13 protein-coding genes are annotated in these 13,473 nt (G+C 50.4%); 12 read left to right on the forward strand and 1 reads right to left on the reverse strand.

What is annotated here, in order from left to right:
* Window positions 1–141: 141 nt before the first annotated feature.
* Window positions 142–1,101, reverse strand: coding sequence for a proline dehydrogenase family protein (locus IPG80_RS15935; protein WP_345108707.1), 960 nt, complete (start codon window positions 1,099–1,101; stop codon window positions 142–144).
* 127 nt (window positions 1,102–1,228) lie between these two features.
* Here IPG80_RS15935 and IPG80_RS15940 point away from each other — a divergent pair, with 127 nt between their 5' ends.
* From IPG80_RS15940 to IPG80_RS15995, 12 genes are all read left to right on the forward strand, one after another.
* Window positions 1,229–2,719 carry a serine hydrolase gene (locus IPG80_RS15940; RefSeq protein WP_345108710.1) on the forward strand — a complete coding sequence of 497 codons (1,491 nt, stop codon included), beginning with the start codon at window positions 1,229–1,231 and terminating at the stop codon, window positions 2,717–2,719.
* A 63-nt stretch (window positions 2,720–2,782) separates the two neighbouring features.
* A complete protein-coding gene (locus IPG80_RS15945; protein WP_345108713.1) occupies window positions 2,783–3,481 on the forward strand; it encodes a hypothetical protein in 699 nt (232 codons plus the stop codon).
* Between the two features lie 8 nt (window positions 3,482–3,489).
* Window positions 3,490–6,021: a HEAT repeat domain-containing protein gene (locus IPG80_RS15950; protein ID WP_345108716.1), complete on the forward strand. Its 2,532-nt coding sequence runs from the start codon at window positions 3,490–3,492 to the stop codon at window positions 6,019–6,021.
* Window position 6,022: 1 nt separating this feature from the next.
* Complete coding sequence (ssnA, locus tag IPG80_RS15955; RefSeq protein WP_345108719.1) at window positions 6,023–7,375, forward strand: putative aminohydrolase SsnA; 1,353 nt, start codon at window positions 6,023–6,025, stop codon at window positions 7,373–7,375.
* Between the two features lie 27 nt (window positions 7,376–7,402).
* Window positions 7,403–8,077, forward strand: coding sequence for an NADPH-dependent F420 reductase (npdG, locus tag IPG80_RS15960; RefSeq protein ID WP_345108722.1), 675 nt, complete (start codon window positions 7,403–7,405; stop codon window positions 8,075–8,077).
* Between the two features lie 55 nt (window positions 8,078–8,132).
* The gene (gene cofE / locus IPG80_RS15965; RefSeq protein ID WP_345108725.1) at window positions 8,133–8,900 is read left to right on the forward strand and encodes a coenzyme F420-0:L-glutamate ligase; all 768 of its coding nucleotides are present in this window, start codon (window positions 8,133–8,135) and stop codon (window positions 8,898–8,900) included.
* A gap of 72 nt (window positions 8,901–8,972) precedes the next feature.
* Window positions 8,973–9,365, forward strand: coding sequence for a pyridoxamine 5'-phosphate oxidase family protein (locus tag IPG80_RS15970; RefSeq protein ID WP_345108728.1), 393 nt, complete (start codon window positions 8,973–8,975; stop codon window positions 9,363–9,365).
* Window positions 9,349–9,972 (forward strand): nitroreductase family protein, encoded by a 624-nt coding sequence (locus IPG80_RS15975; protein WP_345108731.1) that lies wholly within the window; start codon window positions 9,349–9,351, stop codon window positions 9,970–9,972. Before IPG80_RS15970 ends, IPG80_RS15975 begins: the two co-directional genes overlap by 17 nt.
* Window positions 9,973–9,978: 6 nt before the next feature.
* A complete protein-coding gene (cofD, locus tag IPG80_RS15980; RefSeq protein ID WP_345108734.1) occupies window positions 9,979–10,893 on the forward strand; it encodes a 2-phospho-L-lactate transferase in 915 nt (304 codons plus the stop codon).
* A gap of 3 nt (window positions 10,894–10,896) precedes the next feature.
* The gene (gene cofC, locus IPG80_RS15985; protein ID WP_345108737.1) at window positions 10,897–11,505 is read left to right on the forward strand and encodes a 2-phospho-L-lactate guanylyltransferase; all 609 of its coding nucleotides are present in this window, start codon (window positions 10,897–10,899) and stop codon (window positions 11,503–11,505) included.
* A gap of 145 nt (window positions 11,506–11,650) precedes the next feature.
* On the forward strand, window positions 11,651–12,652 hold the full coding sequence (locus tag IPG80_RS15990; protein ID WP_345108740.1) for an LLM class flavin-dependent oxidoreductase: 1,002 nt from the start codon (window positions 11,651–11,653) through the stop codon (window positions 12,650–12,652).
* Window positions 12,653–12,846: 194 nt separating this feature from the next.
* Window positions 12,847–13,452 (forward strand): TetR/AcrR family transcriptional regulator, encoded by a 606-nt coding sequence (locus tag IPG80_RS15995; protein WP_345108743.1) that lies wholly within the window; start codon window positions 12,847–12,849, stop codon window positions 13,450–13,452.
* Window positions 13,453–13,473: the final 21 nt, after the last annotated feature.

Below are 13,473 nucleotides of genomic sequence, written 5' to 3' on the forward strand. Positions count from 1 at the left end.
TTTGTGGCAAGTATTGTATTTCAGAGAAGGATTGCAGTCAATAAGAGTATAAAATTCTCTTACTTCATAAAAAACTTTTTCCCTAAAAACAAAAATCCGCAAAGAAACCTTCTCTTTGCGGACGGGAATTTTTCAATTTCCTTATTTTTTGAAAAAATTAGAGATAAAGAACCAGACGTTTGCAGGGCGTTCCGCAAGGCGGCGCATAAAATAGGGGTACCAATGTGTGCCAAATGGAACATACACACGTACAAGGTAACCATCTTTTGCGAGCGCTTCTTGCAAGTCTCTGCGGATGCCATACAGCATTTGAAACTCAAGTCCATTTTTAGGTAAACCGATCTTTTCGGCATAACTTTTGGCAAAGGCAATGCGCTTCTCATCATGGGAAGCAATGGCAGGGATGGGTGGAACACGTCCATCATCGCTAAGGCTGGATTTCTGCGCAAGTGAGGCGTCGAGCATGATCTTTGTGATCAAATCAAAGTTCGCATCCACATCCGCCTTTTTAGGGAAGGCTTTATCAGGCGGCTCATTGTAAGCACCTTTTACATTGCGGATACACACACCGTCCTGCAACATCCGGCGCACATCCGCTTCAGTGCGGAAGAGGTATGCCTGAATCACCATGCCATGATTGACATATCCCTTTTCACGCATGGCATAGTGCAAATTTATGGTCTTATCTGTATATGGAGTATCTTCCATATCCACACGAATGAAGGTGTTAGCGGCTTTAGCTCGGGCAAGAACCCGTTCAAGGGTTTCGGCACACAGGCTTTCATCAAGCCCCATTCCGATCTGCGTCAGTTTCACAGAAACATTACTGCGCAAACTAGGCTCCGCGCCAATGGCGTCCAACGTGGAGTAAATATTTTCGGCCGCCTGATGTGCTTCTTCAGGCGTATTCGTATGCTCGCCAAGATGGTCGAGCGTGGCATTGATCCCTTTTGCATTTAATTCACGGACAACACGCAAAGCGTCTGCCAGTGTCATTCCCGCGATAAAACGGGAGGCGATCCGCCAGGAAAAACTCCAGCCAGTGAACAGTTTTTGTGCCCAAGCGGCTTTGGACAGGTAGATGAAAAATGAACGGAGCATATCCATCCTTTTGAACAGAATTTTCAACTAATGCGAACTTATTCTAGCACATGCCCCTTGTTTCGGTATGTTATACTTTTTGAGTGATTTTTGTCATGACTCGTGACTCTGGAGGCAAAGTCAAAACGTGAGAAACCGCAACACAAATACCATCCTTCGGGGTGTTTCGATCCTTTTCCTTATCGGCGCCTTCGTTATTACTGTTTTTTCGTTGATCGCCTACAGCCGTCAGCGAAACACCTACCCATCGGGTATGACCATCGCCGGCGTGCCTGTGGATGGGCTTGCTCCCGCAGAAGCCTCTCAACGCCTGCTTGAAGTCTATACATCCCCGATCGAGGTTAAATACAACGAAGCGGTCTTTCATATTGACCCAGGTGCCGTTGGTTTTACGATAGATGTTGAAACCATGCTCGCCGCCGCAGACTTAACCCGCACAGGCGGTTCCTTCTGGGGCGGATTTTGGGATTACATCTGGAACCGTACTCCACCCGAATCAAATATTCCATTAAGTGCCACAATTTCGGAAGAACGCCTGCGGGAATTCCTGCAAAATGAGATCGCCTCTCGCTATGATACTCCGCCCGCACCTGCACAACCCATTCCCGGCGGGACCACCTTCCTGCCTGGTGCTCCCGGACAGACCCTCGACCTTGACCGTGCGCTTGCGATTATCACAACCGCGCTGCGTTCGCCCGCCAACCGTTCAGTGGCATTGACCTTTAATGAGACAATCGCCGCCCGCCCTACTGCAGAAAATCTGGAGATCCTGCTCAAACAGATCGTCAGTACATCTGAATTTGATGGCTTGATCGGCTTTTATATGATGGACCTGCAAACCGGGCAGGAGATCCACTTTGCCATGAACAACAAACAGGAAGTCATTACCGAGCCGGATATTGCCTTTACCGCATCCAGCACTATCAAGCTCCCCATCCTTACCAGTTATCTTGTCAATTACGGAACAAATTTGGATGCGCAAACCACAGATGCCATCACACGTGTTTTCCGCGTTTCAGATAACTCCGCTACCGACCTAATTCTTGAACGCATCGACCCAAACAATGGACCCATCATTGTCACCCAAAATATGGATGCCATTGGTCTGACCAGCACCTATATCAGCGGCATGTTCTTCCTTGGAGCACCCAATCTGATTCCCGGGCGTGTAACCCCTGGGAACTCTCGTGCAGATATATTCACAGACCCGGATCCCTACTCACAGACAACGCCATCCGAAATGGGTATCCTGCTGGCAGATATTTATCAATGCGTCCAAAATGGAGGCGGCGCACTAGCCGCGGCTTTCCCTGACAAGGTAACCCCAGCCACCTGCCAGCTCATCATCGACTTCCTCGCCCTCGACAAATTTGGGGCGCTCATCCAGGGCGGCGTACCTGACGGGACTCTTGTTCCGCATAAACATGGTTTTGTCCTCTCGCGTGACGGTGTTATGCACGACATCAGTGATGTGGGGATCATTTATTCACCTGGCGGTAATTTTGTGCTTTCCATTTACACATATCATCCTGCGCAAAACATTTGGGATATCACCAACCCGCTCTTTGTAAACCTGACTCAGGCAGTTTACAATTACTTCAACATTTCAGCTCAATAACCAAATACCCCGTTTTCAAAACAAAACGGGGTATTTTTTCACTCTTCGTATATAATTCGAAGCATGAGCGCCTCACTGGGACTTTTCCGCCTGCAACAGATAGACACCCAAATTGACCGCGCAAAAACGCGTCTGAACGGTATCCAAAAAACCCTCGAAAACGACAAAGAACTCAAAGCCGTTCACACCCGTTTTGAAACCACCAAAAGTGAAAACCAAAACGCACTTCTTGCAGCAAAGAACGCCGAAGCCGAAGTTGACGCCATGAAAATAAAAATCGAACAGGTGGAAGCCAGTTTGTATGGCGGCGTTGTGAAGAATCCCAAAGAACTTCAGGATCTGCAAAAAGAATCTGCGTCGCTCAAAAAACATTTGGTGACCCTTGAAGAACGCCAACTGGAAGCCATGCTCCTTTCTGAGAACGCAGGTATAGAAATGGAAAAAGCACAGAACGACCTTGAGCTTGTCCAGGCACGACTCGGCAATGAACATAAAAAATTATTCGACGAACAGAACGAATTGGTAAAACACATGGAAAGCTTTGTGCAGGAACGTGAAGCCGCCCTGGCTCCCATTGAAATCCCCCTGCTCTCCTCATACGAAGACTTGCGCAAACAGAAACGCGGGGTTGCTGTAAGTGAAGTTGAAGATGGCGCTTGCGCCTCTTGCGGCACAACCCTTAATGCAGCATTGCAACAAAATGCACGCTCCCAAAAATTAGCATATTGCCCCTCCTGCGGGCGGATCCTTTTCGCAAAGTAGGCGCTTACATGCTCCTGAATTTAATTGACCCCATCTCTTTCCTTGCAGGTTTTGCAACCGCCACAGTCTTATGGTTCGTGGCTGGGCGCGCGCGTCCGTTAATTGAAGATATACGCAATAGCCTCAAAGAGCAGCGTGAACAAGCCCAATCACGAAAATCCAGCACAGTGGAAGAAAATCACCGCCGCCTAACTCTGCGGCGCGCCCAAGGCATGCACCTTGCTGCCCAGTTATTTGCGTTAGACGAGATCCTTCAGGAACCGATGGTGATCACACCGCCTGCACCTGTTGAACCCAATGGCGCAGTTCGTTTTGAAGACATTGTCACCCAAACCCTGCCGTATTTGCCAACCTGGCCAGAGATCGCATCGGTCTATCAGCCACACACGCTCAGCCTTCCTACAGCACTCGCGGGAGATACCAACCTCGTCATCATCGGTCAACCTGGAACAGGGAAGAGTGTGGCATTGGCACATCTCGCCAGCCTGGCTGCCAACCGCAGCGAAAAGCTGGGGGCACTGAAAGATTTCGTCCCCTTTCATTTCCATGTAGCAGACCTTAACCTTCCAGTCCAAGACCCGAAAAATGTTCTCAACGTCATCATAGATGCCGCTTCAGAAAATGCGCCGATTTTTGACGTCAGCAAGATTTCAGCGTTTGTGCAATCCGTTTTCAAAAGCGAGACCGCCCTGCTGCTTGTAGATGGCTACGACGAGATCACACCAGACGAACAATCACTTATTGCCGAGTTCTTTAAAACGTTATTAAAAGCCCACCCCAAAACCCGCATTGTGACGACTGGCGCGCCCGAGTATCTCGATGGATTGATCCCGCTTGGTTTTGTTCCACTCGCATTATGCACCTGGTCTGAACGGTCCAATCAACAATTCGTGGATCAATGGGGCGAATTATGGTCGCGCACAGTTGCATTAGAAACCTGGGCACAAACCGGACCTGAACAAGTGGATGCGCTCCTTATTAACTCGTGGCTGGGTTCATCATCTTTAAATTTATCTCCCCTTGAACTGACTCTCAAAGTCTGGGGGGCATACGCAGGGGACAGCCTCGGACCGCACACCCCGGACGCCATCGCTACACATATCCGCAGGTTGGCTCCGGCAAACACGCCGCTTGCCGCTTTGGAAACTCTGGCAATGCAGGTGGTCATAAACGCCACACCAGTCTTCGACCCGCGCAAAGCGCGTGAATGGGTGAAGTCGTTCGAAGTGGCGGAAGAAACGCCTGAAGGCGAAGCAGTTCAAAACCCAGAAGAAGAGGCGCAGGAAGCTCCGAAAGCCGCAAAAGGCAAAAAGGTCGAGAAAGTTTCCACGCCAAATTCAGGCTTACTTGGAAAAATGTCCACAAGCGGTTTGTTGATCTCATACGCCAATAACCGTATGAGATTTGCACATTCGATATTAGCCGGGTATCTCGCCGGACACGCCATGACAAGTTACAACGCTGAGGAAACCCTTATCAACCAGCCTGATTGGTCTGGGAAATTCCTTACCATGCGCTTCATCGCCGCACATGGGGATGCAAGCCGACTGGTTCAAGCCTTGCTTGAATCCTCCGACCTGCCGATGTATCGCTCGTTGTTCGCAGCAGCACGTTGGCTACGGGATGCCCCGCGCACCGCGCCATGGCGTGGAAAGTTATTTAGCACCCTGGCATCCATTCTACAAATGGAGGGCATTCCATTAAGTCTGCGCGGACAAGCCATGGCAGCATTTGTCTATAGTAACGACTCAGCTGCAGCGCCGCTATTCCGACAATTTGCTGCATCTGGTTCCTTTGAACTGGTACACCTTGCCATTCTGGGCTTGGGTGCCATACGCGATATTAAGTCTCTAAAATTACTGGAAGCTGCATTGAACGCTCCCAGCCTAGCGGTCAAACGTGCGGCATGCATGGCTCTGGCTGCCATCAGCACAAACGAGTCGCTTGAGATCGTGGCGCATGCCCTGCTCAACGGCGAAGAAGATGTCCGCCGTGCGGCAGGAGAAGCGCTTGCCAATGACCCGAACGAAGGCCACGAAATGCTGCGTGATGGCATTACCATCAACGACATTCTTCTGCGCCGTGCCGCGATCTACGGTCTTGGGCGCGTGAAGGAAGAATGGGCAACCGACCTGTTGAAGAAGGTTCAGATCGAAGACGAGCAATGGGTGGTTCGCAATGCCGCCACCGAAGTACTGGAAATGAGAAGTCATAGCCACGCTTACTCGCCAATGAAGCCCAAAGCACCATCTGAAACTCCATGGCTGATCGAGTTCGCCGCTAAAAAAGGCGTAGGTGTATCACCCGGAGTCCCTGCCACCGATATTCTGCTCATTGCCTTACAGGATGAAACCCCAGAAGTACGCCTTGCCGCCCTGCAGTTCTTAAAATACACGCCGCAGGATATCGTCCTGAAACAAATGTATGAAGCCATGTACAAGGATGACCCCGAACTTCGGGAAGCCGTGTATCTTGTTCTTTGGGAACTTGGAATCGCAGGTATCAAGCTCCCACATCCCAGCCAATACGGATTAGGATAATATGCTGATAACAAATGCGAACATCATCACCTGGGAAGCGCAAAACCGCATCCTGACAAACTACGCCATTCTGATCGAGGGCGGACACATCAAAGAAATCGGTACGACCAAGGCGCTCACAACCAAGTACCCCAAGATTAAGGCTACCGATGTTAACGGACAATATGTAATGCCTGGCGGCATCTGCGCACATACGCATTTCTATGGAGCCTTTGCGCGCGGAATGGCAATTCCAGGTCCGGCACCGAAAGATTTCCCCGAAATTCTGAAAAAACTGTGGTGGCCCCTTGACCGTTCGTTGGACGCCGAGGGAGTACGCTATTCTGCCTTGGTATGTTTGGTCGATGCCATCAAACACGGCACCACCACGCTGATCGACCATCATGCCTCTCCCAATTCTATCGACGGCTCATTGGATGTGATCGCTGATGCCGTGGACAAAAGTGGGCTACGCGGCGTGCTTTGTTATGAAGTAACCGACCGTGATGGAGTGGAGAAAGCCAATGCAGGTATTCAGGAAAATGTACGCTTCCTGAAACGCCTCGCCTCGAATCCCCATCCTCGCCTGGCGGGTGCATTTGGGCTGCATGCCGGTCTGACACTTTCCGGCGCGACCCTGCAAGCATGCGCATCCTCCATCCCGGAAGGGCATGGGTTCCATGTTCATACCGCCGAACATGAATCGGATGAATACGACAGCCTGCAAAAATCGAACATGCGCGTGATCGACCGCCTGCAAAAACATGGCATTCTGGGTCCCAAAACGATTACTGCACACGGCGTTCACTTCGATGCACGAGAGATGGAAATTCTCAAAGAAAGCGGGTCGTGGCTCACCCACCAACCGCGCTCGAACATGAATAATGGAGTAGGTACTGCACAGGTCGAATCGATGTTGAGGCTGGGTATCAAGGTCTGCCTTGGTAACGACGGTTTCACCAATTCGATGTGGGATGATTGGAAGGCAGCTTATCTGCTTCACAAGGCAGAACACCGCGATCCGCGCCGTATGGGCGGATATGACGTCCAGCAAATGGCGATCTACAATAACTCAGCGTTGGCTCAGGTATTCTTTCCAGATGCACCCATCGGACAGATCGTCCCTGGCGCAGTGGCAGACCTGATCTTCGTAGATTATCAACCCTTTACCCCACTAACTGACGGTAACCTGCCCTGGCACATTATCTTTGGCTTCCAGCAAAGCATGGTCACCAGTACGATGGTCGCCGGGAAGTTCCTGATGAAAGACCGCGAACTGCTCACGCTCAACGAAGCGGAAATCGCCGCCCGCGCCAGAGAAATTGCGCCGCGCATTTGGAAAAAGTACGAAGAAGAAGTATCCAAAGTATCTTAAGTTTTCATCCCTGATTCTGGAGAGACAATGAAAGAAGAACCCATCCTGTTAACCATTGCTGTTTTAGGCGGTACCGGAAAAGAAGGTAAAGGACTTGCGTATCGCTGGGCGAAAGCAGGCTACCATGTGTTGATCGGCTCACGCACTGAAGAAAAAGCTGTTGCTGCGGCAAAAGAGGTCAGTGAAATGCTTGGCGATGGCGCCTCTGTCTCTGGAATGAACAACCCGCAGGCGGCGAAAGAGGCGAACATTATTGTGTTGACAGTTCCCTATGCCGCACATCGCGACACGCTGGAATCGGTCAAAGGCGATCTGCAAGGAAAGATCCTTGTGGATGTAACAGTGCCGCTCGTCCCGCCCAAAGTTGCCACAGTGCAAATGCCCACCGCGGGCTCCGCCGCACAGGAAGCCAAAGAGATCCTCGGCGATGGCGTGGAAGTTTGTGCAGCATTCCAGAATATTTCGCACGAGCATTTGCTTGGCGAAGAAGGCGTGGAATGTGATGTACTGGTCACCGGCACCAGCAAAGACGCTCGTGCCAACGTCATCAAGCTTGTCGAAGCGGCTGGTTTGCGCGGCTGGGACGCAGGACCGATCGAGAATTCAGTGGTGGTCGAAGGACTGACCAGTGTATTGATCGGCATTAACAAAAAATACGGCTCGACTCACGCGGGCATCAAAATCACAGGAATTTCAAATTAAACCCGTAATGCGTAATGCGTAATTGATACGTGTTACGCATTACGCATTACGTAACATGTCTCTCACTCTTAATTCGCTAAAAAACATTCCCCTCATCCGCCAAGGCGACCCTCTGGCGGATATTCTTCTTAACTCCCTGGAACAAACCAATATTCAAATACAGGATGACGACATCCTCGTTCTGGCGCAAAAGATCATTAGCAAGACCGAAGGACGCATGGTCAACCTGGCAGAGGTTGCCCCATCGCCGCACGCCATGGAGATCGCCCCGCAAACAGACAAAGACCCGCGGCTGATCGAATTGATCCTGCAGGAGAGCAACGAGGTACTGCGCATCCGCAAAGGAGTCATCGTCGTTGAGCACAAGCTGGGTTTCGTTTGCGCCAATGCCGGGATCGATCACTCCAATGTCATGGGCGATGGCAATGAAAATGAAGAATATGTTTTACTGCTCCCCAAAGACCCAGATGCTTCGGCAAAAAAAATCCGTGAAGAGATCAAACAAAAGACTGGTAAAAAGGTCGGCGTCATGATCATAGACTCGCATGGGCGCGCCTGGCGTAATGGAACCGTTGGCATATGCATTGGAATAAGCGGTATCCCTGCTCTGGTTGACGAACGAGGTTGGACAGATCTTTTCGGCTACACACTTAAAGCCACAGTTGTCGGTGTTGCAGATGAACTCGCCGCCGCCGCTTCGCTAGTGATGGGACAGGCAGCTGAAGGCACCCCCGCCGTTCACGTACGCGGATATCCCTATCCACCAGGCGAAGGATCGCTTGCAGATCTTATCCGTCCTAAAGATACGGACATGTTCCGATAAAAACAAAACGCTAACAGGAATCTTATGTGCCCCTGATATAAACAGCGCGCACGAACATCCCTGGAGAAAACAATGCCTTTCCCTGATAAATTTATAGACCTCTTCCAACCAGAAACGAAAGCGTTTCTATATCTCGCGACCGTAAACTCCAAAGGTCTGCCGCAAGTTACGCCGGTCTGGTTCGACACTGATGGCGAGTACATCCTCATCAACACCAATGAAGGGCGGCTCAAAGACCGCAACATGAAGAAAAACGTGAACGTGGCAATGGTTATTCAAAACCCCGCCAATCCCTATCGTTACCTCGGCATGCAAGGCAGGGTCATATCCTATACCACCGAAGGTGCCGACGAGCACATCAACATGCTTTCCGAAAGGTATTACGGCAAACCGTGGACGTACCGCGAAGGACAGAAGCGGATCATATTCAAAATCCAGCCAATATCCTTTGACGAACACAACTGATCTTCGCAATTTTCTGCGCACGCGTCGCTCGATCCGCCGCTTCAAACCGGACCCGGTTCCTGAATCGGTCATCCGCGATATTCTCTACACTGCCACATTTGCCCCCTCTGCTCATCATCGCCAACCCTGGCGTTTTATCGTGCTGACCGATCCTGTTGCCAAATCGCATTTCAGCGAATTAATGGCGGCGGAGTTTCAACGCGACCTCGAACAAGACCAACTTCCTACTGATGAAATCCAAAAACGGTTGAAGCGTTCCCGTGAAAGAATCACCAATGCGCCTGTCGTCATACTCCTGTGCGTGGATATGACCGAAATGGATAGCTATCTAGATGAACGCCGACGAATGGCAGAGCGGGTCATTGCCACTCAATCTGCAGCGAATGCAGGCATGCAACTCCTCTTGGCAGCACATGCAGAAGGGCTTGGCGGGGTTTGGGTTTGCAGCCCTGTATTTGCACAAGAAATCGTACAACATGCATTAAACCTCCCCAAAACGTGGGAACCCCAGGCAATGTTTTTACTGGGTCACCCCACAGAAATACCGGCTGTCCGAGAAAGAAAAACACTAAATGAAGTATCAATATTCTTCAATAAACAAAGGTGATCTAATTTGAAAATCGTCGCACTTGCAGGCGGAGTCGGCGGAGCAAAGCTCGCGCAAGGACTCGCCCAAACCTTACCACCAGAAGACCTGACCATCATCGTCAACACGGGCGATGATTTTGAACACCTCGGGCTTTCCATCAGCCCCGATCTCGACACCGTCTGCTATACACTGGCGGGGCTCGCCAATAACGAAACAGGCTGGGGGCGCGCTGGCGAAACCTGGAATACCATTTCCAATATCGAAAAACTGGGTGGACCTGCCTGGTTTAGACTCGGAGATCAGGATTTCGCAACCCATCTTGAGCGCACAAGACGACTAAAAGAAGGACAGTCTCTTTCACAGATCACCAGTGAATTTTGCAAAGCCTGGGGAATTCAAGTCACGGTGCTGCCCATGTCTGATTCACCAGTGCGGACGATGGTTGATTCGGATGAAGGCGAGCTGGCTTTTCAGGAATATTTTGTTCACAGGCATTGTGAGCCAAGAGTAAAAGGTTTCAGGTTCGATGGAGTTGAGGCAGCGAAACCAGCTCCCGGTGTGAGTGAAGCGCTAGAAGCTGCGGATGCGGTTATTTTTTGTCCATCCAATCCCTGGGTGAGCATCGACCCAATCCTTGGTGTTGTAAAAGAAATAAATAAGCCGGTCGTGGCGGTTTCGCCGATCATAGGTGGAAAGACCGTCAAAGGTCCAGCGGCGAAAATGTACAGCGAGTTGGGCATTGAGCCTTCTGCCCTGGCAGTTGCAAAGCATCATCGCTCCACCCTAAAAGGATTCGTGCTAGACCATTTGGATGCCAGTATGGAGGAACAGATCAGGCAGCTGGGATTAGCGACACTTGTCACAAACACGCTTATGAATCTACCTACAGATCGCTCACGACTCGCAAACGATGTGCTAAACTTTATCGGGAGTTTATAATCAATGTCACTTTGGGCAATTGTGCCAGTCAAACCCTTACGACGCGGAAAGTCCCGCCTTGCTGGCACGCTCACAGAAGATGAACGTACAGCATTGAACCAGGAATTACTGAAACGGACTCTGAAAACCCTGACCAACTTGAAAGAAGTGGATCAGGTCTTGGTGGTCAGCCGAGATTCACATGATCTAACCATTGCCCGCAATCACGGGGCAAAAACCGTTCAAGAGGATGGTCAACCTCATTTGAACACTGCTCTTACCAGGGCTTCTGTTGTTGCGCAAGTACATGCAACCCAAGGGGTATTGGTTCTTCCCGTAGACCTACCCTTGCTTACCCCGGAAGATGTGATCGCCTTGATCGACCGGGCAGCCAAACCCCCTGTTGTGGTGATCGCACCAGACAGACACCACAAAGGGACCAATGCCCTGTTGATGGTTCCAGCGGGACAGATCGAGTATGAATTCGGTGAGGGATCCTTCCAACGGCATTGCGAACGGGCGATCCAATCTGGTGCAAGGCTTGAAGTTGTGGAACTGCCTTCTCTTGGTTTAGATCTCGATGATCCTGAAGATCTCGAGCTCATCCGAAAATTGGAAGCTTCAAAAGTATAGACATTAAATTGTGCCACTTGTTCGCAAACCCTATGAAATTTGCGAAACCTGTGGCACAATTTTTATTAATTGTCAGACAATAATTTAAAAGTTCATAAGTCCTGAGTACAGCCGTAATAATCATTTCACATTCAAGGAGAATGTCATGACCAAAGAGCGCGTTGCACTTTACCTGCAAGACTCGCATGACCTGCGAGACGGATTGGATTACGCAAAGTACGCCGAAGATAAAGGCTTCGAAGCCGTGTGGCAAGCGGAAAGCAGGCTTGTACGCGATGCGATCGTGCCAATGGCAGCGTATGCCGCTGTGACCAACAAGATCAAGGTTGGCTCAGGCGTGATCAATAACTGGACTCGCAACATTGGTTTGCTGGCGGCAACCTTTCTTACACTCGATGATCTCGCGCCTAACCGTGTTATTTGTGGACTCGGCGCATGGTGGGACCCCCTAGCCGCAAACGTTGGCATTGACCGCAAAAAACCTTTAACCGCCATGAAAGAAACGGTCATGGTCATGCGCAAACTGCTCAACCTGGAACGTGTAAGTTTTGATGGCGAATTCATTCATGTAAAAGATATTGAATTGGATGTTGTCTATGGTCGTCGTGAACCGCGCAACGTGCCGATCATGATCGGTGCGACCGGCGACAAGATGATGGAATTAACCGGCGAAGTTGCCGATGGCGCGGTGTTGAATTACTGCGTCGCTCCTGATTACAATGACAATGCCATGGAATTGTTGAATAACGGCTTGAAGAAATCCGGGCGCAAGATGGATGACTTCGACCGTCCGCAGTTGATCGTTTGTTCGGTGGATGAAGATCACGATAAAGCCATTAACTACAGCAAGATGCTGCTCTGCCAATATATCGCCCAGCAGCCCCACATTGCCAAGGCATCGAATGTTTCGGACGAGGTGGTTCACCAGATCCAGTCCATCTTAGGCTGGCCTGCCACCAAGGAGCAGGTGATGAAAGCCAAAGATCTGGTGCCGGATGAATTGGTGCTCAAGATCACTGCCTCAGGCACACCTTCTGAAGCGAAAGCCAAAGTGGAAGAATACAAGAAGCGCGGCTGCACCTGCCCGATCCTCTACCCCGTCGGCGGAAATTTCAAACTGCTGATCGACACTTTCGCGCAAGCTTAGTCAAAAACTGAACTGCATTTGTCCACGAAGGACACGAATAAACACGAAGTTTTTATTTCGTGAAAATTCGTGACTTCGTGGATTTTTTTTGGGAGGATTCACATCTGCAATGGTGAGATTCGTCACCTTGCCCGCATTTTTTGACCATGCTATCCTCATATCAATAGACTGACCAGTCAGTCTATTGATCAATTATGAGCAAACCCAACCAAGACCCCTCGCATGAAACCCGCAGCCGCATCCTTGAAGCGGCGGTGAAAGTATTTGCCACTAAAGGTTATCACGGCACCAAAGTGGATGATATCGTCAATGAGGCTCAAACTTCAAAGGGGTCCTTCTATTTTTACTTCCCTAGCAAACAAGACATTTTCATCGCCTTAAGCGATACGTTCGCAGATCTGCTTGAAAGCAGACTCGCGGAAGCCATACAAAGCGAAAGACACGGGCTCCAACAAATGGATGCAGCCCTGCGGGTGAGTCTGGGGCTATTCAGCCAATACCGCGGATTGGCAAAAGTTGCGCTTGTGCAAGCTGTTGGGTTGGGTGCCGTTTTCGAAGAACGCCGCCGCGCCATCAACGACCGCCTGACACGCCTCATTCAATCGCGACTTGAAACTGCCGCAACAGAAGGAAGCATTCCGCCGCTGAATGCAGATCTCACCGCCCGTGCCTGGGTGGGTGCGCTTAATGAGGTGGTCACAAATTGGATCTACACTGGAACCCCACCGCTTGAAGAATCATTACCGGAAATAAGAAAATTCCTGGCACGTTCCATCGGCGTGCCAACTGAAAAAATATGATCACCAAGGAGACTCACATTT

Origin of the sequence: Candidatus Villigracilis vicinus, from assembly GCF_016702885.1 — a bacterium.
Taxonomy (GTDB): Bacteria; Chloroflexota; Anaerolineae; order Anaerolineales; family Villigracilaceae; genus Villigracilis; species Villigracilis vicinus.